The 23,666-nt window shown below is 64.2% G+C and carries 17 protein-coding genes and 1 tRNA gene; 9 read left to right on the top strand and 9 right to left on the bottom strand.

The genetic code is table 11. From position 1 onward, the window contains the following. Positions 1 to 68: 68 nt before the first annotated feature. Positions 69 to 2,159 (top strand): ABC transporter ATP-binding protein, encoded by a 2,091-nt coding sequence (locus FIU94_RS14575; RefSeq protein WP_152466472.1) that lies wholly within the window; start codon positions 69 to 71, stop codon positions 2,157 to 2,159. Positions 2,160 to 2,272: 113 nt separating this feature from the next. On the opposite strand, the gene FIU94_RS14580 is transcribed toward FIU94_RS14575, so the two are convergent. Both FIU94_RS14580 and FIU94_RS14585 read right to left on the bottom strand, forming a co-directional pair. Continuing rightward, positions 2,273 to 2,917 carry a hypothetical protein gene (locus FIU94_RS14580; RefSeq protein ID WP_254702552.1) on the bottom strand — a complete coding sequence of 215 codons (645 nt, stop codon included), beginning with the start codon at positions 2,915 to 2,917 and terminating at the stop codon, positions 2,273 to 2,275. Between the two features lie 41 nt (positions 2,918 to 2,958). Further along, positions 2,959 to 3,555, bottom strand: a complete 597-nt coding sequence (locus FIU94_RS14585) for a lytic transglycosylase domain-containing protein (protein WP_152466473.1) — start codon at positions 3,553 to 3,555, stop codon at positions 2,959 to 2,961. A 204-nt stretch (positions 3,556 to 3,759) separates the two neighbouring features. On the opposite strand from FIU94_RS14585, the gene FIU94_RS14590 reads away from it, so the two are divergent. Continuing rightward, positions 3,760 to 4,269: a single-stranded DNA-binding protein gene (locus FIU94_RS14590; protein ID WP_152466474.1), complete on the top strand. Its 510-nt coding sequence runs from the start codon at positions 3,760 to 3,762 to the stop codon at positions 4,267 to 4,269. A 257-nt stretch (positions 4,270 to 4,526) separates the two neighbouring features. On the opposite strand, the gene aroB is transcribed toward FIU94_RS14590, so the two are convergent. Together aroB and FIU94_RS14600 are read right to left on the bottom strand one after the other, a co-directional pair. Then, complete coding sequence (aroB, locus tag FIU94_RS14595) at positions 4,527 to 5,639, bottom strand: 3-dehydroquinate synthase (RefSeq protein WP_152466475.1); 1,113 nt, start codon at positions 5,637 to 5,639, stop codon at positions 4,527 to 4,529. Continuing rightward, on the bottom strand, positions 5,632 to 6,228 hold the full coding sequence (locus FIU94_RS14600; protein ID WP_152466476.1) for a shikimate kinase: 597 nt from the start codon (positions 6,226 to 6,228) through the stop codon (positions 5,632 to 5,634). Before FIU94_RS14600 ends, aroB begins: the two co-directional genes overlap by 8 nt. A 222-nt stretch (positions 6,229 to 6,450) precedes the next feature. Between FIU94_RS14600 and FIU94_RS14605 the strand changes: the two genes are divergently transcribed. The 5 genes from FIU94_RS14605 to FIU94_RS14625 all read left to right on the top strand — a co-directional run bounded on the left by FIU94_RS14605 (position 6,451) and on the right by FIU94_RS14625 (position 11,997). Continuing rightward, a complete protein-coding gene (locus FIU94_RS14605) occupies positions 6,451 to 8,043 on the top strand; it encodes a hypothetical protein (RefSeq protein WP_368407132.1) in 1,593 nt (530 codons plus the stop codon). Between the two features lie 5 nt (positions 8,044 to 8,048). Then, positions 8,049 to 9,023, top strand: coding sequence for a site-specific tyrosine recombinase XerD (locus FIU94_RS14610; protein ID WP_152466477.1), 975 nt, complete (start codon positions 8,049 to 8,051; stop codon positions 9,021 to 9,023). A 103-nt stretch (positions 9,024 to 9,126) separates the two neighbouring features. Beyond that, entirely contained in the window at positions 9,127 to 10,434 is a 1,308-nt protein-coding gene (locus FIU94_RS14615) for an HlyC/CorC family transporter (RefSeq protein ID WP_152466478.1), read from the top strand. Between the two features lie 176 nt (positions 10,435 to 10,610). Beyond that, the gene (gene pssA, locus FIU94_RS14620; RefSeq protein WP_152466479.1) at positions 10,611 to 11,375 is read left to right on the top strand and encodes a CDP-diacylglycerol--serine O-phosphatidyltransferase; all 765 of its coding nucleotides are present in this window, start codon (positions 10,611 to 10,613) and stop codon (positions 11,373 to 11,375) included. A gap of 1 nt (position 11,376) precedes the next feature. After that, positions 11,377 to 11,997: a class I SAM-dependent methyltransferase gene (locus tag FIU94_RS14625; RefSeq protein WP_152466480.1), complete on the top strand. Its 621-nt coding sequence runs from the start codon at positions 11,377 to 11,379 to the stop codon at positions 11,995 to 11,997. A gap of 51 nt (positions 11,998 to 12,048) precedes the next feature. On the opposite strand, the gene FIU94_RS14630 is transcribed toward FIU94_RS14625, so the two are convergent. Continuing rightward, a complete protein-coding gene (locus tag FIU94_RS14630; RefSeq protein WP_152466481.1) occupies positions 12,049 to 14,472 on the bottom strand; it encodes an FAD-dependent oxidoreductase in 2,424 nt (807 codons plus the stop codon). A gap of 117 nt (positions 14,473 to 14,589) precedes the next feature. After that, positions 14,590 to 15,942, bottom strand: a complete 1,353-nt coding sequence (locus FIU94_RS14635) for a DUF2254 domain-containing protein (RefSeq protein ID WP_152466482.1) — start codon at positions 15,940 to 15,942, stop codon at positions 14,590 to 14,592. A gap of 167 nt (positions 15,943 to 16,109) precedes the next feature. Here FIU94_RS14635 and FIU94_RS14640 point away from each other — a divergent pair, with 167 nt between their 5' ends. Both FIU94_RS14640 and FIU94_RS14645 read left to right on the top strand, forming a co-directional pair. Continuing rightward, on the top strand, positions 16,110 to 18,527 hold the full coding sequence (locus FIU94_RS14640) for an FAD-dependent oxidoreductase (protein WP_152466483.1): 2,418 nt from the start codon (positions 16,110 to 16,112) through the stop codon (positions 18,525 to 18,527). Positions 18,528 to 18,567: 40 nt separating this feature from the next. Beyond that, complete coding sequence (locus tag FIU94_RS14645; RefSeq protein WP_152466484.1) at positions 18,568 to 19,188, top strand: NTP transferase domain-containing protein; 621 nt, start codon at positions 18,568 to 18,570, stop codon at positions 19,186 to 19,188. A 1-nt stretch (position 19,189) separates the two neighbouring features. Here FIU94_RS14645 and FIU94_RS14650 read toward each other — a convergent pair whose 3' ends face one another. The 3 genes from FIU94_RS14650 to FIU94_RS14660 form a co-directional block, all read right to left on the bottom strand. Continuing rightward, complete coding sequence (locus tag FIU94_RS14650) at positions 19,190 to 19,564, bottom strand: nuclear transport factor 2 family protein (RefSeq protein ID WP_152466485.1); 375 nt, start codon at positions 19,562 to 19,564, stop codon at positions 19,190 to 19,192. A gap of 163 nt (positions 19,565 to 19,727) precedes the next feature. After that, on the bottom strand, positions 19,728 to 22,607 hold the full coding sequence (locus FIU94_RS14655; RefSeq protein ID WP_152466486.1) for a Hint domain-containing protein: 2,880 nt from the start codon (positions 22,605 to 22,607) through the stop codon (positions 19,728 to 19,730). Between the two features lie 877 nt (positions 22,608 to 23,484). Then, positions 23,485 to 23,568 (bottom strand) — tRNA-Leu (locus tag FIU94_RS14660). Positions 23,569 to 23,666 lie beyond the last annotated feature (98 nt).

Genomic DNA, 23,666 nt, shown 5'->3' on the forward strand with positions numbered 1-23,666 from the left:
GACCCCTCGGTGTATTTGAGGAACAATGAAAGCAGGGGCGGTGTCGCCTTTGCGAGCGGGAGACGAAAATGGCAAAAGAGAAATACGACGGCCCGATCCTGGAGATCGACAAGCTGTCGATCTCGTTTTTCACCCGGTTGCGCGAAATCCCCGCGGTGATGGATTTCTCGGCCAGCGTCATGCCGGGCGAGGCCTTGGGCCTGGTCGGCGAATCCGGCTGCGGCAAATCCACCGTGGCGCTGGGGGTGATGCAGGATCTGGGCAAGAACGGTCGCATCGTCGGCGGCTCCATCAAGTTCAAGGGGCGCGATCTGGGCGAGATGAGCGATGACGAACTGCGCGACATCCGCGGCAGCGAGATCGCGATGATCTACCAGGAGCCGATGGCATCGCTGAACCCCGCCATGCGCATTGGCAAGCAGCTGATGGAAGTGCCGATGATCCACGCGGGCATGTCCGAAAAGGAGGCTTATGACCGCGCGTTGCAGGTGGTCACGGACGTAAAGCTGCCGGACCCGGAACGCATCCTCAAGGCCTATCCGCATCAGTTGTCGGGGGGTCAGCAGCAGCGCATCGTGATCGCCATGGCCCTGATGTCCGAGCCGTCGCTGTTGATCCTGGACGAGCCGACGACCGCGCTCGACGTGACCGTCGAAGCGGCGGTGGTGGAACTGGTCAAGGACCTGGGCAAGAAATACGGCACCTCGATGCTGTTCATCAGCCACAACCTTGGCCTGGTGCTGGAGACCTGCGACCGGATCTGCGTGATGTATTCCGGCGAGGCGGTCGAACGCGGCAGCATCGAAGATGTGTTCGACGAAATGCAGCACCCTTACACACAGGCGCTGTTCCGGTCGATCCCCCTGCCCGGCGCGGACAAGAACGCGCGCCCGCTGATCGCGATCCCCGGCAACTTTCCCCTGCCGCACGAACGCCCGCAGGGCTGCAACTTCGGTCCCCGTTGCGACTACTTCGAAGCCGGCCGCTGCGACCAGGGCAACATTCCGATGTTCGTGGTCGACGGCAACGACCGTCACCATACCCGCTGTCTGCGCTACGAGGAAATCGACTGGTCCGCCCCGCCGCAGGTGGCCGACACCAAGCAGAAGGGCGAGGTCGGTGATGTCGTCCTCAAGATGGACAAGCTCAAGAAATACTACCAGGTCGCGGCCAGCGCCATGTTCGGCGGTGGTGACACCAAGGTGGTGAAGGCCAACGAGGAACTTTCTTTCGAGGCGCGCGAAAGCGAGACCCTGGCCATCGTGGGCGAGTCAGGCTGTGGCAAATCCACCTTCGCCAAGGTGCTCATGGGGCTGGAAACCGCAACCGAAGGTCAGATCCTGCTGGACAACCAGAACATCGGCGACGTGCCCATCGAAAAGCGCAGCACAAAGAACGTGGCGGATGTGCAGATGGTGTTCCAGAACCCGTTCGACACGCTGAACCCGTCGATGACCGTAGGGCGGCAGATCGTCCGGGCGTTGGAAATCTTCCGCATCGGCAAGAATGAAAAGGACCGCTGGCAAAGGATGCTGGAACTGCTGGATCTGGTGAAACTGCCGCGGGAATTTGCCACCCGGATGCCGCGCCAGCTTTCTGGCGGGCAGAAGCAGCGGGTGGGCATCGCCCGCGCCTTTGCCGGGGATGCGCGGATCGTGGTGGCGGACGAACCTGTCTCGGCGCTGGACGTGTCGGTGCAGGCGGCGGTGACGGACTTGCTGATGGAAATTCAGCGCAACCAGAAGACCACGCTGCTGTTCATCAGCCATGACCTGTCCATCGTGCGCTATCTCAGCGACCGGGTGATGGTGATGTACCTGGGCCATGTGGTCGAACTGGGCACCACCGACCAGGTCTTTGCCCCGCCCTATCATCCCTATACCGAGGCGTTGCTGTCTGCCGTGCCCATCGCCGACACGCGGGTCAAGAAGAAACACATCGTGCTCGAAGGCGATGTGCCCTCGGCGATGAACCCACCGCCGGGCTGTCCGTTCCAGACCCGGTGCCGCTGGAAAAGCAAGGTCCCCGGCAACCTGTGCGAAACCGAAGTGCCACCGCAGCGCAGAATGGCAAACGGACATCAGATCAAGTGCCATCTGTCCGACGCCGAATTCGACGCGATGGAGCCGGTTATCGAGGTGGGCGTCGCCGCCGAATAGGGCTTTGCGCAAAAAGGGCGCAAACCGGGGGGATCGGTCTGCGCCCGAGGCTCGGGGAAGCCCCTGATCAGACGGGCGCGGGACAGCGCGCCAATCTGAATGCGATGGTGGCGTTACTTGCTGACAGTATCGCCACTGGTGTTGACGTTGCCCAGCTCGACCGCGACGCGGTCCGCGAATGCCGCGATCATGACGTTATAGAAGTCTTCGGTTGAAGGCTCGATAACATAAGTGCCTTCCGGGACCGGCGTGTCAGCAGCAAGTGCCGCGATGCTCACGGGGAACGACCTGTTGCCGCTGCTGGTGCTGGGGTCCGTGATCGACACGACGCCTTCGATCTCGTTGAACTCACCGGCATCGTTCAGCATCATGTCGCCGTTAAGCGAAATCTTGCGAACATCGACGTCGATCCGCGGATCGCCCGCGTCGGTGGAGGTCGGCACGCGCTCGGCGATGGCGGCCTGAAGGTCCGTCGCGATTTCCGGGAACTTCTCGGCCGCGTTGGTATCGGTCGCGGCGGCATATGTCGTGCCCACCTCAATCTCTGAGATCGGCGGCAGCTCCGCTGCAGTGGCATAGCTGGAAAGGGCAAACAGGCTCACGCCCGCTGCAAGACCGAGTTTTTTCATTTTGTCGAACATCTTGTGCTCCTCAGTTTTCTGCGCGTTACGGGCCGGGTCATCCGGTTCCGTGGCGCTCTGAGCAGACAACACCGTCCAGATCACAAAGGTTCCCCCGCCGGAATCCTTGCGGATCACAGTGCTGAAACATTCAGTAATTTTTCAGCAAAAGCAGAAGGTTACTTGCCGTAGATAACCTTGACGTAGTTCCGCGTCTCGGCATAGGGCGGCACGCCGCCGTATTTCTGCACGGCACCGGGGCCCGCATTATAGGCCGCCAGCGCCAGACGCCAATCGCCGAAAGTGCTGTACTGTTGCTTGAGGTATCGTGCCCCGCCTTCGAGGTTCTGCACCGGATCGGCGGGATCGACCCGCAAACGGGCGGCCGTGCCCGGCATCAGCTGCGCCAGCCCCAGCGCACCCTTGTGCGACACCGCCTTGTGGTTCCATCCGCTTTCCTGCTGGACCAGCCGCAGGAACAGATCAACCGGGACGCCATGACGGCTCGCCGCCTCGCGCGCGATGACCAGAAACTGACCCTTGTATTTGCCGGTGTATTTCGGCGTGTCCCATTTCGTGGGCGTGTTCACCGTGGGCGGCTGCAATCGTACCGAGGCGGAATATTGCTTGGACGCGCGGTTATCCAGAAGGCTTTTCTGCGACTTGAACAGCGCACGCCGGTTGCTGGAAGAAAACACATCGGCATTCGCCAGCGGCACATGGCCAAGCACGAGGACGGCAGCGCCGACAGCCGCCACAAAAATCGTTCTGCGCATTCACCCGCGCTCCCGCCTGTTTGGTTGGCCAACCCTATACCAAACGAGGGCACAGGTTCCACCCCTTCTTTTGGGGGGCCTTGCCGGGACGTGGGCGCGAAACGTGATGTTAACCACGATCCAGCCAGTTTATAAGCGACCAACGGCCCCTTGCGGATTCGCAATCGGGCATGCGACACAGGCTGCGACAACAAAGGGGGCAACATGGCCGGCTCAGTGAACAAAGTGATCCTTATCGGCAATCTGGGGCGCGATCCCGAGGTGCGGTCGTTCCAGAACGGCGGCAAGGTCTGCAACCTGCGGATCGCCACGTCGGAAACCTGGAAGGACCGCAATACCGGCGAGCGCCGCGAAAAGACCGAATGGCATTCGGTGGCCATCTTTCAGGAAGGTTTGGTGCGCGTCGCTGAGCAATACCTGAAAAAAGGGTCAAAGGTGTATATCGAAGGCCAGTTGCAGACGCGCAAGTGGCAGGACCAGTCGGGTCAGGACCGCTATTCCACCGAAGTTGTCCTGCAAGGTTACGGCGGCACGCTGACCATGCTGGACGGCCGCGACGGCGGCGGATCGGGCGGCGGCTACGGCGGCGGGTCCTCCTCCGGCGGGGATTACGGCGGCGGTTACGAGGGCGGCAACTACGACAGCGGCCCATCGTCGGGCGGCGGCGGTGGCGGCGGCTCATCGCGCGACCTGGACGACGAAATCCCGTTCTGATGCAGATGCCGTTGTCCGCGCGCTTGGTATCGCGGACGCGGCACAGGCTCTGACGCTTTACAATGAACTGACCACCGGGCCCGAGGCATCGGACCCGGCGGGTTTCGGGCCTGTTGTCGATCATCCCGGCACGCAGGTGCCTGAAAGATCATGCTAATGACGGGTGTCGGGCGCGATGCGGTCGGCCTCTATGAAGCCTGCGGGTTCTCCGCCGAGGGCAAGACGGCGATGGTGTTGCGCCGACCTTGAAGCCCGGCTTATCGGGCCGCCAGCGCATCCTGCAGCAGCGCCAGGACATTGTCACGCGGCACGTCGCCGGTCACAAAAGCATCGCCGATGCCCCGCGCCAGGATGAACCGCAGTTGGCCATCGACCACCTTCTTGTCCTGGCCCATCAGGTCCAGCAAGGTGTCCGCGTCCGGCAGATCGCCCTCTATGTCAGCCAGGTCGGTCTTCATCCCCATCGCCTTGAGATGGGCACGCACGCGGCTGGGATCTTCCTGCGGGCACAGACCCAGCCGCGCGGACAATTCAAACGCCAGCGCACAGCCGATCGCGACCCCCTCTCCGTGCAGCAGCCGGTCACCGTAGCCCGTCGCGGCTTCCAGCGCGTGGCAGAAGGTATGGCCAAGGTTCAGCAGCGCCCGGTCGCCCTGCTCTGTCTCGTCGCGGATCACGATGTCGGCTTTCATCTGAACCGCCCGCCGCACCGCAGCCACCCGCGCCGCGCCGTCGCCGCGGGCCAGGGCCGGCCCCTGCGCCTCAAGCCAGTCGAAGAAAGCCGCATCGCCCAGCAGCCCGTACTTTACCACTTCGCCGTAGCCTGCGAGGAAATCGCGCTGCGTCAGCGTATCCAGCAGCGCCGTATCGGCCAGCACCAGCGACGGCTGATGAAACGCCCCCACCAGGTTCTTGCCATGGGCCGTGTTGATGCCGGTCTTGCCGCCGACCGAACTGTCCACCTGTGCCAGCAGCGAGGTGGGGATCTGGACAAAGCGCACGCCGCGCCGCAGGACGGCGGCGGCAAACCCCACCAGATCTCCGATCACCCCCCCGCCAAAGGCTATCACCACATCGCGCCGCTCGACCTTCTGTGTCAGCAGCCAGTCGACACAGCGGGTCAGGTTTTCCCAGCTCTTGGTGCCTTCGCCCGGCGGCAGAGCCAGTGCTTCCATCCCGATCCCCTCTGCCGCCAGCCCTGCGCGCAGGCTGTCCAGATGCAGATCCGCGACTGTCTCATCCGAAATGACCGTGACCCGTTTGCGTCCCAGATGCGGCGCGATCAGCGCGCCCGCCTCGGCCAGCAGACCGGGGCCGATCACCACGTCATAGGCGCGCCCGGGCAGGGCGACATTCACCGTCTCACGCATCGCGGGCCTCCATCACGTCGGGTCGGGACTTCAGCGCGTCGATCACCCGCAGCGCCATTGCATCAATGCTCAAGGACGGATCGCAAACCACGGACATATCGGCCTTTTCATAAATCGGCACCCGCGCACGATAAAGCGCGGCCAGCGTACCATAAGGATCAACCGTGCGCAGCAGCGGGCGGCTGTCCTTGTGCCGCACACGCTGCCACAGCAAGGACAGTTCCGCGTTCAGCCACATCGACACCCCATGGCGCGAAATCTGCGCCCGGTTCGCCTCCGCCAGAAAGGCACCTCCGCCGGTGGACAGGATGCAGCATTCCTGCTGCAGGAGCCGCGAAATCACCTCGGTTTCGCGCTTGCGAAAGAACGCCTCGCCGTCGCGCTCGAAAATCTCCGGCACGCTGAGGTTTGCCGCCGTCTCGATCTCGGCATCGCTGTCCAGGAAAGGCACCCCCAGCCGCGCGGCAACCGCGCGGCCAACCGCCGTCTTGCCTGCGCCCATCATGCCAACCATGACGACCGTCTTTCTGAGCCTGTATTCCGGATGTGTCCTTTCGCCGTCGGCCATGCTTTGCTCAATCCCGATCATTTTTCCTTGAATGACGTGATCTTGACCAAAAGGCCATATATAGATTGCACAACAATTCGGGAACCGAGCAGGCAAATACCATGGGCAGATTGATCAAGTTTTTGATATTTCTACTAATCGTCGGATTTATCGGGCTGGTTGGCTATGCCTATCTTGGTCCCTTCTTCGGGGCGGAGTTTGCACCACCCCCGGTAGAAACCCGCGAACCCGTGACCCTGTCCGGTGAGTAACGCAGTGTCGGCTGCGGTGCGCCGGATCGGCACGCTCGGGATGGCGGCGTTCTGCGCGGGGCTGGCGCCGGGCCTGTCGGCGGCGCAGGGCAGCGCGTCGGACTCGCCGCTTTCCGTGATCGACTGGCTGGGCACCCAGTTGGCACCGCAGCCGCCTGCGCGCGCGCCCGCACCCGGCGCTGATCCGGAAGAGGCACCGGTTGCGACCTCGGCCCTGCCCCCCAAAGTCACGGTCGCGCCGCTTGGCGCCGGCTCTCCCCGCGCGATCGGTCTGGTCCCAAATACCGTGACCGGTTTGCCGCAGGACCTGTGGTCGGGCAGCGAGGCAGAGGCGCTGATCCGCCAGATCGACGACTTGCGCGACCTGAACCTGCCCGCCGCGCAATCGCTGCTCTACACCGTGCTTCTGGCGGAAGCCTATGCGCCGCAGGGTGACAGCAGCGCCGGTGACGCGCTGGCCCGCGCGCGCGTGAAAAAGCTCATGCAGCTTGGCGCGCTGGACCCGGCCCTGTCGCTGATCGAACAGGCAGGGGTCGCCACGTCGCCCGAGAATTACGATCTGTGGATGGACATCAGCCTGCTGACCGGAACCGAGGATCGCGCCTGCGACGTTCTGGGTGCCGCGCCCCATCTCACGCGCAACTACGCCACACGAATCTTCTGCGCCGCGCGTGCGGGCGATTGGGACAATGCCGCGCTGACCTTCGGCTCGGCGCAGGCGCTGGGATTGCTGCCGGACGAACAGCTGGCGTTGCTGGACCGCTTTCTGCACCCCGAGAGCTTTGAAGGCGCGGACCCGTTGCCGGTGCCGCGCGCCATGGACCCGCTGAGCTTCCGGCTGTTCGAAACGATCGGCGAACCGATGCCCACCGGCACCCTGCCCCGTGCCTTTGCCGTCGCGGACCTTCGCGACATCGCGGGCTGGAAAGCACAGCTCGAAGCGGCGGAACGGCTGACCCGCGCCGGTGCCCTGCCCGACAATCGGCTTCTGGGTCTTTACACCGACCGTGAGGCTGCGGCCTCCGGCGGGGTCTGGGACCGGGTGCGCGCCCTGCAGCGGTTCGAGACCGCGCTCGATACCGGCAGCGCCGATGCGGTGGCCAAGACGCTGCCCCCGGTCTGGATCGCCATGCAGGAGGCGGGGCTGGAAGTCGCCTTTGCCGGGCTTTTCGCAGAACGTCTGGCGCCCCTGCAGCTCGAAGGCCGCGCCGCCCGGATCGCCTTTGAGGTCTGCATGCTATCGCCGATTTACGAGACGGCCGCGGCCGATCCGTCAAGAGATGTCGCGAATACCGCCATGCTGAGCAGCATCGCCATGGGCGAAGCCCCGGCCACACGCCCCTCCGGCGCGTTGCCCGGCGCGGTGTTCGACGCATTCAACGGGGCCGCGCCGCGAGAGCGGCTGATCGCGACGGCACGTGACGGTCGCTTGGGCGAGGTCATTCTCGAAACCCTGGCGATGCTGCAAAAGGGGTCCCAGGGCGACACCACCGCGATGCGGGACGCCCTGGCGACGCTGCGTGCCCTGGGGCTGGAAGACACGGCCCGCCGTGCGGGGCTGCAAACCCTCCTGCTGGAGCGTTGAACCCCATGCAGACGTCAACCTTCCACTGGATTTCCACCTTTCTCGAAGCGCAGGCCGCCGAACTGGGGGCCGCCACCAACACCCAGCTTGCCTATGGTCGTGATCTGAAGGACTTCGACTGTTTTCTTGCGCGGGAACGGCTCGATTTCCTCTCCGCCACCCGCGCCGCGGTCGAAAATTACCTGATCTATTGCGACGCGCAGGGGCTGGCGAAATCCACCCGCGCCCGCCGCCTGTCGGCGATCAAGCAGCTGTACCGATTTGCCTTCGAGGAAGGGCTGCGCAGCGATAACCCGGCGATCCAGATTTCCGGCCCCGGCCAGGACAAACGCCTGCCCAAGATCCTGTCGGAGACCGAGGTCGACGCCCTTCTGGAGGCTGCGCGTGCCTCGGGGCGGTCGCAGTCTGATCAGACCCGCAACACCTGCCTGATGGAACTGCTTTATGCCACGGGCATGCGGGTCAGCGAGCTGGTAAGCCTGCCCATCGCCGCAACGCGGGGCGATCCGCGCCTTCTGCTGATCATGGGCAAAGGCGGCAAGGAACGGATGGTCCCGCTGTCACCGCCTGCGCGGACGGCGCTGGCCGAATGGCTGGTGCTGCGCGACAGGCTGGACGAACAGGCCCGCATGCGCAGGCAGCCCCCCTCGCGTTTCCTGTTTCCGTCGCGCGGAAAGCTGGGGCATCTGACCCGGCACAGGTTCTACCTGCTGATCAAGGAATTCGCCGTTGCCGCAGGGGTCGATCCCAAGAAGGTCACGCCGCATACGCTGCGGCACGCGTTTGCGACGCACCTGCTGGCCAATGGCGCGGATCTGCGGGCGATCCAGACCATGCTGGGCCACGCCGACGTTGCCACGACCGAGATTTATACGCATGTGCTGGAAGAACGGCTGTCAGAGCTGGTGCTTGAGCATCACCCGCTCGCCGCTGGACCGCCACCCGGCCCTGTCGGCAAGGCAACCGGCGACGGACACTAACTCTGGACCCGGGTTTGTTGCCCAACCGTTCCGCCTGCCCTTGAACGGGGCAGCGCGGGCCATCATACTTTGACAAACGCATTAACTGGACATCAATTCGCAAATGGACACTGGCACCACGATGATTGACGGCGCATTCTGGATCAGCTGCGGCATCATCCTGTTTCTTCTTGTGCTTTCGGGCTTCTTTTCCGGCTCGGAAACCGCGTTGACCGCCGCGTCGCGCGGCAAACTGCGTGCGCAGGCCGACAAGGGGTCGCGCGGGGCGGAACGGGCGCTCAAGATCACCGAGGACAACGAACGGCTGATCGGGTCGGTTCTGCTGGGCAACAACCTGGTGAACATTCTCGCCGCCTCGCTGGCGACGGCGCTGTTCACGCGCCTGTTCGGGGAAAGCGGCGTGGCCCTGGCGACGCTGGTGATGACACTGCTGGTGCTGGTCTTTGCCGAGGTGCTGCCCAAGACCTACGCCATCACCAACGCAGAAACCGCCGCCGCACTGGTGTCCCGGCCCATCGCGCTGGTCGTGCTGGTGTTCTCGCCCATGGTCACAGCCGTGCGGTTCTTCGTGCGCGGGGTGCTGCGGCTCCTGGGCGTACAGGTGGACCCGGACAGCAACATCCTCGCGGTGCGCGAAGAGATCGCGGGCGCGCTGCAACTGGGCCATTCCGAAGGCGTGGTCGAAAAGGAGGACCGCGACCGCATCCTGGGCGCTCTGGACCTGCGGGAACGGGTGGTCGAAGAGATCATGCTGCACCGTTCAGGGATCGAAATGATCGACGCCGACATGCCGCCCGAGGAAATCCTGAGCCAATGTCTCGAATCCAACCACACCCGCCTGCCGGTCTTTCGCGACGACCAGGAAAACATCATCGGCGTGATCCACGCCAAGGATCTGCTGCGGGCGATGTACAAGCTGATCGGCGGGCCCGAAGGCGATGCATCGGCGTTGAAGAACTTCGACGTCTCGACCGTTGCGATGAAGCCTTACTTCGTCCCCGAAACCTCGACACTCGACGAGCAGATGCGCCAGTTCCTGCGCCGCCGAACGCATTTCGCGCTGGTGGTGGACGAATACGGGTCACTCCAGGGGTTGATCACGCTGGAGGACATCCTGGAAGAGATCGTGGGCGAGATCACGGACGAGTTCGATCCCGACGCGGATCACCCTCTGGCCCCGGGCGAGGACGGGCACTACTACGTCGACGGGGCGATGACGATCCGCGACCTGAACCGGGCAACCGACTGGTCGCTGCCGGATGACGAGGCCAACACATTGGCGGGGCTGGTGATTCACGAGGCCCAGATGATCCCGACACCGGGGCAGGTGTTCTCGTTCCACGGCTTCCGCTTCGAAGTCATGGCGCGCGACGGCAACCGCATCACGCAGCTCAAGATCCGCCCCCTCTAGCCGGTCCTCATCGCGGTGGGGGCAGAAATGGCAATTGACCTTGCCCCCCGCGCTGAGCGCGATAGGTCTGCACCCATGAGAAAAGTGAAGGGCAGGATGATCAGTTTCGCCACCTTCGGCAAACAAGCCGAGCAGTCGACCACGCCGGGTGCCCCGTGCATCGGAATGCCGTGCGCATGAACGATTCTTCGTCCTCCCCGACCCGCGACGTCTCGTTGCTGCAGCTTTTGCCCAACATCCTCACGGTCACGGCGATCTGCGCGGGGCTCTCGGCCATCCGCTTTGGCGTGCAGGGCAATTACGTGCTGGCGGTGCAGCTGATCGTGGCGGCCTGCGTGCTCGACGGGGTGGACGGTCATCTGGCCCGGTTGCTCAAGAGCGACAGCAAGATCGGCGCAGAGCTCGACTCCCTCGCGGACTTCGTGAACTTCGGCGTCGCGCCGCCGCTGGTTCTGTATTTCTGGGCGTTGCAGGACGTGCGCAGCGCCGCCTGGCTGGCGGTGCTGTTCTACGCCATCTGCTGCGTGCTGCGGCTGGCCCGGTTCAACGTGGCGGCGCGCGAACCGCAGGCCGCCGACCCGCAGGTGCCGCCGGGGTATTTCACCGGCATCCCCTCGCCCGCGGGTGCGCTGCTGGTGTTGCTGCCTCTCTCGATCTCTTTCGCCTTTGCCAATGGGCCGCTTCTGCCCGACGTCGTGATCTGCCTGCACATGGTGGTGATCGGCCTGCTGATGATCAGCCGGGTGCCGACCTGGTCGATCAAGGCACTGCGCATTCGCCGCGCACAAATACCCTACGTGACACTCGGCGCCGTGCTGCTGGCCGCTGCACTGCTGACCTTTGCCTGGATCACGATGGTGACATTGTGCCTTGCCTATATCGCCATGGTGGTCTGGACCCTGATCGCCGGATCACCCCCCTCTTCCCGGAAGGAGAGCTGAAATGGAACTTGACGCCGTCACCCGCTCCTACGCCCGCTGGGCTCCCGTGTATGACCGAACCTTCGGTGCCATCACACAGGCTGGCCGAAGGCGTGCCGTCGCCCATATCAACAAGCGCACCGGCAGCGTGCTGGAGGTGGGCGTGGGAACCGGGCTGTCGCTGGAGAAATACGCGCCTCACCTGTCGGTCACGGGCATTGATTTCTCGGAGGACATGCTGGAAAAAGCCCTCAAGCGCGTGGATACCGAGCGCCTCGACCATGTGACCGAGCTGCGGCAGATGGATGCGCGGCAGCTTGACTTCCCCGATGCCTCCTTCGACACGGTGGCGGCGATGCATGTGCTGTCCGTCGTGCCGGAACCCAAGCGCGTGATGGCCGAGATCGCGCGGGTCCTGAAGCCCGGCGGCCAGGTCGTGATCACCAATCACTTCACCCGCGAGAGCGGCGTGCTGGGCAGGATCGAGCGCATTTCAGCCCCCTTTGCCGATACGCTGGGCTGGCATTCGGATTTCTCGATCGACACCGTGCTGCAACAGCCCACCCTGCGCATCGTGGCGCAGGACGGGCTGCCGCCGCTTGGGATGATGACTTTCCTGGTGCTGGAAAAGGCAGACAGCTGACAGCTGGCCCCGGCGTTCTCCGGGACCTTTGCGCCAGAGCCTTCGGCCAGGTCATGCGCGCAGCCGCGTGCCCGCGGGGTCGAAGGGGGGCGCGTCAAGCACGGTGGCGCGGTGCGGCTGGCCCAGGACCATCACCTCTACCGCGTCGCCCGGACCGGCGTCGCGGACAAACCCCAGCGCCAGGGATTTGCCGACCGAGTAGCCATAGGCGCCCGAGCTTACCCGCCCGATGCCCCTGCCATCCTTGAAGATCGGCTCGCCGCCCGTCGCATCCGCGTTGGACGCGTCGGTCTGAGCGCCGTCCAGCTCCAGGATGACCAGATGTTCCCGCGCAGGCTTGGCCAGGGTCAGCATCACCGCCTCCTTGTTCAGGAAATCCTTGTCCATCTTGCACAGCCGGTCCAGCCCGACCTCCTGCGGCCAGTACTCCGGCGAATACTCGCGGCTCCACGATCCGTATCCCTTTTCGATCCTCAGCGACATCAGGGCGCGGCTGCCGACCGGGCCTGCCCCCATGTCGCGCCCCGCCGCCAGCAGCGCCTGCAGCAGGCGGGGCTGATCGGCAGTGGCGCAATGCAGCTCCCAGCCCAGATCGCCGGTAAAGGACACCCGCAACGCCAGCACATCGATCCCCGCCAGGGTGATCCATTTCGACCGCATGAAGGGGAAATCGGGCGTCGCCAGCGAGGTGTTGGTCAGCTTTTGCAACAGATCCCGCGATTTCGGCCCCGCGACGTTGAAGCCGCAGATGTCCACCGTCAGGCTGTCGAATGTCGTGCCCTCCGGCAGGGGCAGCGCGCCGAAGAACCGTTGGTGATAGCGTTCGGCCATGCCGGATCCGATGATCCAGAATTCATCCTCCGCCAGCCGCGTCACGGTGAAATCCCCGGCGATCCCGCCCCGCGTGCCGATCAGCGGGGTCAGACAGGACCGCCCCACGGCCTTGGGCATGGTATTGGCGAAGAGCGCGTTCAGCCAGCTTTCCGCGCCCGGCCCCTTGCAGCGGTATTTGGCGAAGTTCGAAATGTCGATGATGCCTGCATGTTCACGCAGCATCCGCGCCTCGCGGCCCACCTGATCCCACCAGCCCTGGCGGGTGAAGCCGTGGGTTTCGTCCTCTGACCCCACCGGCTGGCCATAATACAGCGGATGTTCCCAGCCGTAGTTCAGGCCAAACACCGCCCCAAGCTCCCGCTGCATCTGATAGGCCGGGCGCATCCGCATGGGGCGGCCCGCGCTGCGTTCCTCGCCCGGAAAATGGATTTTGAAGCGGTTGGCATATTGGTCGCCCACCCGCGCCCTGGTAAAGGCCGCATCGGCCCAGTCCCCGAACCGGGCCATGTCCCAGGCGAACATGTCATACCGTGTCTCGCCGCTGACGATCCAGTCGGCGGCCAAGAGCCCCATGCCGCCCGATTGCGAGAATCCCGGAATGATCCCGTTGCAGCAGAAGTAGTTGCGCAGTTCCGGCACCGGGCCGAACAGCACGTTGGAATCGGGCGACCAGATCATCGGTCCGTTGATCACCCGCTTGATACCGGCTTCGCCCACCGCCGGCACCCGTTCGATGGCGCGCAACATGTTGGGCTCGATCCGCTCAAGATCATCGGCAAACAGCTCGTGGCCGAAGCCCTGCGGCGTGCCCTCCTCTGCCCAGTAGCGCAGGTCCTTCTCGTAGGCGCCGACCAGCAGGCCCTTGCCCTCCTGCCGCAGATAGTATTCGCCGTCCCGGTCCGCGACCGATGGCAGGCGGCGGTCCATCCCGGCAATCTCGGCAATGGTTTCGGTCACGAAATACTGGTGCTCGGTCGGTTGCAGCGGCAGTGTGATGCCCGCCAACGCAGCCACCTCCCGCCCCCAGAGACCGGCGGCGTTCACCACCCACTGCGTGTGAATATCGCCCTTTCCGGTCCGCACGATCCAGCTGCCGTCCGGCTGCTGTTCGGTCCCGGTAACGGGGCAGAAGCGGATGATCTCGGCCCCGTTCTGCCGCGCCCCCACGGCATAGGCGTTGGTCACGCCCGAGGGATCCACGTTGCCGCCGTTTTCCTCGAACATGATGCAGCGGATGCCGTCGAAATCGACCAGCGGGTGCAGCGCCTCGGCCTCCGCGCGGTCGACCTCGCGGAACGGCAGGCCATAGTATTTTGCCTTGGCCGCCTGCAGGCGCAACTGGTGTTCCCGCGCCTCGGTCTGCGCCAGATAAAGCGATCCGGGCTGGAACACGCCGCAGCTTTGCCCCGTCTCGGCCTCAAGCGCGTTGTAGAGGTCCATCGTGTAGTTCTGAATGCGCGTGATGTTGTTGTTGTCGTGCAGCCCGTGGATATTGGCAGCCGCGTGCCACGTGCTGCCCGACGTCAGCTCCGAGCGTTCCAAGAGCACCACATCGGTCCACCCCAGCTTGGTCAGGTGATAGAGGATGGAGCAGCCGATAACGCCGCCCCCGATGATAACTGCCTGGGCATGGCTGCGCATGGGTCCGTCCTGCACTTGGTGTGTCGCCCCTACCCTGATCCCCTGGCGGCCCGAACGATTGCCCCTTAGCGACACATGCCGTCGCCCCGTGACATGGCGCGCGAGAGGTGCCCGATATCAGCTCTTCATCTCCAATCCATCATGCGGGGGACCGCCGCTGGCCAGCTTTTCCGACACCGCGTCGCGCACGCGCCGCGCCGCGCTGTTCATCAGCCGCTCACGATCCGGACCAAAGGAGATTTCGCCCAACGCGCGCTCCAGGTGGATTTCGGCGGCTTTCGCCGCGGCGTCCCGCAATCCGTCGTCAGGGTGCTGCATCAGCCCTGCCAGGGTCGCCTGAAGGGTCTGCTGCACTTCGACCACGCTGCTGCCGTCGCGGGCCAATGCGCCAAAGGCGTCCTGGATCAGGTCGGCCGGATCAAGCGGCGCGACATAAATATTGTCGAGTTTCTCGTCGCGATCCTGCGCGATCTCGTCCTTGTAATTGGTCAGGACCCGCCCGATCCGGGAAATCACGTCAATCGCGGTGCCGGGATCGTTCACGCCCGGCGACAGCGCCTTGGAGGCGACCTCGCCCATGACGATCAGGCCAAAGCGCGGATCCTGGTCATAGGTGCGCAGATCGCCGATGTTGATGCTTTCGCGGATGCCCTTTTCGAGGGTTTCGTCGGTGTGTTCGTCGTCCACCGGATCGCCGACCCGCACAAAGCTGAGAAGCGGCTCATTGATGAAAACGAAACTGCCCACGTTGCGCGTCAGGTAAAGCTCGACGCCGTGATTTTCCGCCACGCGGTTCAGCGCCTCCGGGTAGATCAGCTGCACGTAGCCCGATTGTTCCGCGCGGATCACCTCGGCGTCGTCCGGCACACCATCCGTCAGCGCCCGCGCGCCAAGGCACGGGTTTTCAAGCCGGTCGGTGAACTGCCTGCGGGTCACCTCCTCGATCTGGCGGGTCGTGTCGATCAGACTGCCGAAGCTCTGCAAATGGAGCGTCCAACGGATCAGGTAGATCACGATCACCGCCAGCACGATCACCGTCATGATGAACAGCACGAAGGCGCGTTCGTCCACGTAGATGCCTAGTTCGCGCATGATGATGGCGATCAGCGCATAGACGTAAGCCCCGATGAAGACCGCCAGCGTGTTCTGCGTGGTCCGGTCCTGGATGATCAGCCGGTGGATCCGTGGGGTCCACTGGGTCGAGGACGCGCGGTAGACCGACACCATAACCGTCAGCGAAAAGGTAGTCACCGCCAACATGGCGTTGGCAATGATCGACAACAGCCGGTCCGCCGCGCTGCCGGTCAGGGAGGTCGCGATTTCGTCGGGCACGAAGCCTTCGATCAGCTGGGTCAGGCCTAGCGACAGGATCGCCATGAACCCCATCAGCACCACTCTGACCCACAATTTACGGGTATATTCCCGCGATTTGCGGATCAGGGTCGACGGGATCAGGAAATCAATATTCATGGTGTGTTATCTAGCGGCAATTCGCCCGCGTCCAGCGGCGAGGGTGCATTGTTTGCGGCACTGCCGAAGGCAGGATGTGCCAGAATCGACATATCCGGTCGGAAAACAACATGCCTGTGGCATCGGCGGACGGCACCACTGGATCAGGCAGATACCGGAGGCACCCCATGCAAACCACCACCCGCGTCCTGATCATCGGCGGGGGCGTCGTCGGCGCATCCGTCCTCTATCACCTGACAAAGCTGGGGTGGCGGGACGTCATGCTGGTCGAGCGGTCCGAGCTGACATCGGGGTCGACATGGCACGCGGCGGGCGGGTTCCACACGCTGAACGGCGACACCAACATGGCCGCGCTTCAGGGGTACACCATCCGGCTTTACAAGGAGCTGGAAGAGATCACCGGCATGTCCTGCGGGCTGCACCATGTCGGCGGCGTGACGCTGGCGGACAACCGCGACCGGTTCGACATGCTGCTGGCGGAACGGGCCAAGCACCGGTTCATGGGCCTTGATACCGAGATCGTGACACCGGAAGAGATCGCAAAAATCGCCCCCGTCACCAACATCGAGGGCATCATCGGCGGGCTGTACGATCCCTTGGACGGGCACCTTGATCCCTCCGGCACCACCCACGCCTATGCCCGCGCCGCGCGCATGGGGGGTGCCACCATCGAAACGCACTGCATGGTCAAGGAGACCAACCAGCGGCCCGACGGCACCTGGGATGTGGTGACGGACAAGGGCACCATCCACGCCGAGCATCTGGTGAACGCCGGCGGCCTCTGGGCGCGCGAGGTGGGGGCGATGGCGGGCGTCTACTTCCCGCTGCACCCGATGGAGCATCAGTACCTCGTGACCGAGGAAGTGCCGCTGATCGTGGAAATGATGCAGGACGGCCGCGAGCATCCGCATGTGATGGACCCGGCAGGCGAAAGCTATCTGCGGCAGGAGGGGCGCGGCCTGTGCATCGGGTTCTACGAGCAGACCTGCCGGCCCTGGGCGGTGGACGGCACCCCGTGGTCCTTTGGCCAGGACCTGCTGCAGGACGACTTTGACAAGATCGAGGACAGTATCGCCTTTGCCTACCGCCGTTTCCCCGATCTGGAACGCGCAGGCGTCAAGAATGTCATCCACGGCCCCTTCACCTTTGCCCCCGATGGCAACCCGCTGGTCGGGCCGGTGCCGGGCATGCGCAACTACTGGTCGGCCTGTGGTGTCATGGCCGGGTTCAGCCAGGGCGGCGGCGTCGGCCTGACGCTGGCGCAATGGATGATCGAGGGCGAGCCGGAGCGCGACGTGATGGCGATGGATGTGGCGCGTTTCGGCGACTGGATCACGCCGGGCTATACCCTGCCCAAGGTGATCGAGAACTACCAAAAACGCTTCTCCGTCTCCTATCCGAACGAGGAACTGCCCGCTGCAAGGCCGCACCGCACCACACCGATGTACGACATCTTTACCGGCATGGGCGCGGTCTGGGGCCAGCAATTCGGGCTTGAGGTCGCCAATTACTTTGCCCAGGGCGATGAGCCGACATTCGAAACCCCGTCCTTCCGCCGGTCGGACGCCTTTGAGGCGACGGCGCGCGAGGTGATGACGGTGCGCAAGGCAGTCGGCATCAACGAGGTGCAGAACTTCGGCAAGTTTCTGATTACCGGGCCACAAGCCCGCGCCTGGCTGGACCGGATCATGGCGGGGCGCGTCCCGGCGCAGGGGCGCCTGTCGCTGACCCCGATGCTGTCGGAAAAGGGCAAGCTGATCGGGGATTTCACCATCTCATGCCTGGACGAGCGGACGTTTCAGCTGACCGCCTCCTACGGATCGCAGGCCTATCACCACCGCTGGTTCCTTCGTCACCTGGAACCCGGTGTAGAGGTGCAGAACATCTCGGACCGGCGCACGGGCTTTCAGATCGCGGGCCCGATGGCGCGCGAGGTGCTGCAGGCCTGCACCCGCACCGATGTCAGCGATATGAAATTCCTGGACGTCCGGCAGATGACCGTGGGCCAGAGCGCCTGTATCGTGCAGCGGGTCAGCTACACCGGCGATCTGGGGTTCGAGATCTATTGCGACCCGATGGACCAGCGCGCCCTGTGGTCGGTGCTGTGGGCGGCGGGGCAACCCCACGGGATGCAGCCCTTTGGCATGCGCGCGATGATGTCGCTGCGACTGGACAAGTTCTTTGGCTCGTGGATGTCCGAATTCTCGCCCGACTATACGGCGGCGGAAACCGGGCTGGACCGTTTCATTTCATGGAACAAGTCCGTGGATTTCATCGGCCGTGCCGCGGCGGAAGCGGAACGGGCGGCACCGCCCGCGCGACGGCTGGTGTCCTTCGAAGTGGACGCGCAGGATGCGGATGTGCAGGGCTACGAGCCGATCTGGCTGGACGGCGCGGTGGTGGGTTTCTGCACCTCGGGCGGTTATGCGCATTTCACCGGCACCTCTGTCGCAATGGGCTTCGTCCCGCGCGACCGGATCGCCGACGGGCTGAAGGTGGAGATCGAGATCCTCGGTCAGATGCGCCCCGCCAGCCTGATCTCGACGCCGCTTTTCGACAGCGACGGCGCGCGGATGCGCGGCTGAAAGGATGGCGCCCGCCGCGCGGTGGGCCTAGGGTGGCGCAATGAACCATCTGATGCCGATCATCATTCTGGCCGCTGGCGGCTCCACCCGGATGCAGGGGCGCGACAAGCTCCTGGAACCTGTGGGGGGTGTTCCGCTGCTGCGGCAACAGGCGATCAAGGCATTGGCGCTGGGGCGTGGGCCGGTGATCGTCGCCCTGCCCCCGCGGCCTCATGCACGCTATGATGCGGTGCAGGGACTGGACGTCCGGGCGTTGCCTGTGCCCGACGCCGCCGAGGGCATGAACGCCAGCCTTCGGGCCGGTATCGCCGCCCTTCCGCCACACGCCCCCTGGGCGATGGTTCTGCTGGGGGACTTGCCGGATCTGACGGTTTCCGACCTCGCGCTGGTGGCGGATGCGGCCGAACCGGAGGGGCCGGATCTGATCTGGCGCGGGGCGACGGCCTCAGGTGCCGCGGGCCATCCCATCGTCTTTCGGTCGAGCCTGTTTGCCGCGCTGTCGGGGCTCAGGGGCGACAGCGGCGGGCGCGAGGTGGTGTCGGCACATGCCGACCGGGTGGTGCTGATTCCCCTGCCCGGCGACCGCGCGCGCCTGGATCTCGATACGCCGGCGGCCTGGGCGGCCTGGCGCGCGGGGCAAGGCGCGGCAAGGGACAGCTGAGTCAGCGGCCGGCGGCGGTGTCCTGAGAAAAGACGTTGCGCCAGCCGTCCAGACCCTGTTCCCAGATCGACGTGATGTACATCGCTTCGCTCTTGTTGTGGCCTGCGCGCAGGAAATCGGCACGGTAGCACAGCATGGCATAGTCGCGGCCCAGCCGTTTCACCCGATGCCCGGTCAGCTTGTAGCGCGAGATCGTCGGCCCGTCATCCAATTGCGCGGTGTGATCCGCCTTGGTCGCGAAGCCGGTCGAGTAGACGCCGAGGAAATCGGCGTGCAGCATCTTTTCATCGGTCGAGATGTCACCCTCAACCAGCGCGTCCCACACCTGTTCTTCGCAGGCCGTGAGTTCGGTCAGAAGTTCGTTGTCGTGTTCCATACCCTACCGATACCCGGCCTCGGGCGCGCCGTCACCTGGCAAAACGAAAAAGCGGAGTGGCTGCCCACTCCGCTTTCCCATGCTCTCCGACCGGGGTCAGAGAAGCAGCTGCATATTCCGAAAGTGCGGTCCCCCGACCATACGAATTCCCAGTGGCGACCCGTTATTTGGTCAGAAGCTGGGCTTCGTATTTTTTCAGCGACCGGCGGGCCGATGCATAGGCGTCGATGCCATCCCGCGTCGCCAGTTCCGGGAACAATTCCAGGATTTCCTGACGCTGGGCGTCGCCGATACCCGCCAGCGACATGTCACCAGGCTGGAAGCTTTCCGTCCACGCGCCGTCCGACAAGATCACCTCGTGCTGGTCGAACATGATGTGGACATAAGTGGTGGACGACACCTCGACGATATCCACCCCTTCCATGCCGGTCAGGTGCTTGGCCGCGACCAGAACCTCGCGCTCTTCAAAGTAGAGCGCCGTCTTGTCGTTGGCCACCAGAATGCGGTGGTTGGGCGACACCATCATGTCACGCTCCGGCAAGCCGTTGCCAAGTGCGCCCTGACGGATCAGGACCGGCTTCAGGTGCGCCGCTTTTTCGAATTCGGCGGCGCTCATGTCGCGCTTGCCGACCCAACGGATTTCCTGAATGCCGTTGTCGCGGGTGATGACGCGGTCACCAACCTGCAATTCCTCGACACGACGCTCGCCCTTGGGTGTCGCGATCTTGGTGCCGGGGGTGAAACAGGGGATGATGTTCTCGATCTCCTCGAACACCAGCTGGCCCGCCTCGTTGCCGTCTGCGTCAAGGTAGTTGACGATGCCGTCCTCGCGGTCGTCCGAGGTGTAGGTGATGGACAGGCTGCCGCCGGGTGCGGTGGACCCGCGAAGGTCGAGCGTGTCAAAGTCTACCGGGCCTGAGCCGCCGTCGACCACGTCACCGGCGTTGACGTTGACAAAGGTGTCCTGACCCGCACCGCCGGTCATCGTGTCATTGCCTGCGCCGCCATCCAACAGGTCGTCGCCCTGGCCGCCCATCATGTCGTCGTCGCCGTCGCCGCCGTAGAGTTCGTCGTCTTCGCCGCCGCCGTCCAGGCTGTCGTTGCCTTCGCCACCGTAGAGCGTGTCGTTGTCACGGTTGCCGCGCAGAGTGTCGTCACCGAGACCGCCTTCCAGCAGGTCATCGCCCTGCCCGCCGGAAACGCTGTCGTCGCCCTGGCCGCCCAGCAGCGTGTCGTTGCCGGTGTTGCCGCTGATGATGTCATCGTCGATCTGGCCGTCGATGAAATCGTCGCCAGAGCCGCCCCGCAGGGAGTCGGCATCGTCGGCGCCATAGATCACGTCATCACCTGCGCCGCCATTGACGGTGTCCATACCGTTGTCGGGGTTCCGGTCGGGTGAGAATCCGCCGGTGTCCTCGTCGGTAAGGTTCACCACGTCAGGGATCAGGTCGGGATCGTTGCCCGCATAGATCGTGTCATTACCGGCACCTCCAAGGATGCTGTCGTTGCCCTCGCCGCCGACGATCCGGTCATCACCGGTACCGCCGTCGATGAAATCGTCGTCGATGCCGCCGTTGATCACGTCGTTGCCGGAACCGCCAAAGATTGTGTCACGGTCATCGCCGGTGCGGATGGTATCGTTGCCGGCACCGCCGTCCACATAGTCGCGGTCGTTTTCCGGATCCGCGTCGGGGCCGTAGCCCAGCGGGTCGGTTGCCGCGAAGGGATAGCCCAGATCGGGGGCCAGATCGCCGCCATCGGTGTCGATGTCGTCGTCGCCGTCACCGCCTTCGACGGTGTCGTTGCCTTCGCCCGTGATCACGGTGTCATCACCACCACCGGCGCGCACGTAATCGTCGTCAGGCGCGGTGCCCGGCAGGATTGCCGGATCGTCGTTGACGATGTCGCCGTCGGGATCGCCCAGGTAATCCTCGTCGATCAGGTTGCCATCGTCGTCGCCGTCCACGTAGCCGTCGAGCGCCGGGCCATCACCCACGGTGACCGTCGCTGTCCCCTCGTCGGTCAGACCTTCGGGGTCGCTCACGGTGTATGTGATCGTGGCCGGGCCCGAGAAACCGGCAGCCGGGGTGAAGGTGACGGTGCCGTCGCCGTTGTCGACAAGCGTGCCCTGCTCGGCGGGAACGGTCGGATCGACCAGCGTCAGCTCGTCATTGGTATTGTCCACGTCGGTGTCGTTGCCCAGCAGGTCCACGACAACTGCCGTCTCGAAGTCCGTCGAGGCGGTGTCGTCCACCGCCACCGGCGCATCGTTGACCGGGTTCACGGTGACGTTGACGGTGCCCGTGTCGGTGCCCCCGTTGCCGTCGGAAACGGTGTAGGTGATCGTGGTCGGGCCGTTGAAATCCGGGTTCGGGGTGAAGGTGATGTCACCCTCAGGCGTGAAGGTAACGGTACCATCCGGGCTTTCGGCGCCGGTCACGGTCAGTGTGTCATCATCGGGGTCGGTGTCGTTCACCAGCACATTGACGGTCTCTGTCGTGTCCTCGTCCAGGATCAGCGTGTCGTCGACCGCGTTCGGGTCATCGTTGCCACCGCCGAAGCCGGGGTCGTCGAACGTCACGTTGTCCACGGCGCCGGAACCGGGAAAGCGCACTTCGAAACGCACCGTGCCCGGCACGAAGAGCTGCAGTGTCACTTCGCCGCCGTCGCCAGTGGGCTCGACGAACTGATTCTGGATGACATCACCATCGGCGTTGTAGAACACCAGCCGGGTGCCTTCGCCCTCGGTTTCCTCGATGTCCTTGAGCGTGACGGATTTCATCCGCACCGCGTTGTCGAAGTCGAAAAAGATGCTGCCGCCCGCGGCGTTGTCATCCGGGTCGCTGCTGTCACCGTCTTCGGAGACGATCAGCACGCCGCCCAGGGTATCGGAGCCGAGATCGTCATCACCGCCCGTCGGGTTGGCGCTGTCAAAGACCATTGCCTGACCGGAACCGCCGGTCGCTGAAACGGTGACGCCCTCGTATTCGTCGTCGATGACGGTACCTGCGGCAAACGGGTTGAAATCAAGTGTTCTGATCATGGTTCAAGTCTCCTAGGCGTTGCAGTGCGCGGCGCGCAGCGCGGCCGGTCTGGAAAATGGTGCTAAGCGGGTATGCGGCAGGCCAGTCGCATACGAAGCGAGACGTCCAAAGGACGCTTTCGGCTGGCTTGAGGGCCTTGGTACACTCTTCATCGTCATCTCACTCCGTAACAAACAGCGCCCCGCATCGGCAAAACCCTTGGCCTGGGCGACACACACATAAAAGCACCATGGAGGGGAGAACCGCAGCAAGCGGCTGGGATCATGGCGGCCATGATCCTGGCGTGTATACGATCGCAAACGTCGCGGCGTACACACGTCTCCCGCATCCGGAAATGATGCGCAGAAGTGCGGCCGCCCCCGTGACCTACAGACTTTGCCCCCCAGTTGGGCAAGACGATGGATACCCGGTGTATTGAGGCGAACAAAGCGAAAAATGTCTGAAATGTGTCTGCATCGCCCTGCTGCCGCCCCGATTATGTCTTGGATTAATCAAGGTTTCCGGGCGACTTACGGCCCATTGTTTCCAGACCGACACTTCGCGCGGCGGCTCTGCCCCATAAGAAAAAGGGGGTTTTGTTAACTCTGAGGACATGTGCCGGTACCGGCGCGGCGGTCATTGTTGCCGCTGACGAAACAACCCACGAACATCCAGAATTTTCGCGGCTTCGCCCAATTCTCGCCCAGGTTGTCGCCGGGTTGTTTTCGGTGCCGAACCAATCGCCCGGATTGCCCGTGACTAGTGCACAAACCGGGCAGCCCGCCCCTCTATGGATCGAATCACACGACCAGCAAAATAGGAAATCGGGCAAGAATGCGCCGCACACTCACGGCCATCCGCTGTCGCCTGCCATAGCGGCGCGGGCGTTTGTGTGAATGGTACCCGAGGCCGGACTCGAACCGGCACGCCTTGCGGCAACGGATTTTGAATCCGTCGTGTCTACCATTCCACCACTCGGGCACACTTGACCGCTTTAGCCTGCGTCCCGGACCGGGACAAGTGGTTTGTGATCGCCCGGCTCTTGACCGCAGCGGTCCCGCGTGATGATGCAGGGCGGC

Source organism: Sulfitobacter sp. THAF37, from assembly GCF_009363555.1.
Lineage (GTDB): Bacteria > Pseudomonadota > Alphaproteobacteria > Rhodobacterales > Rhodobacteraceae > Sulfitobacter.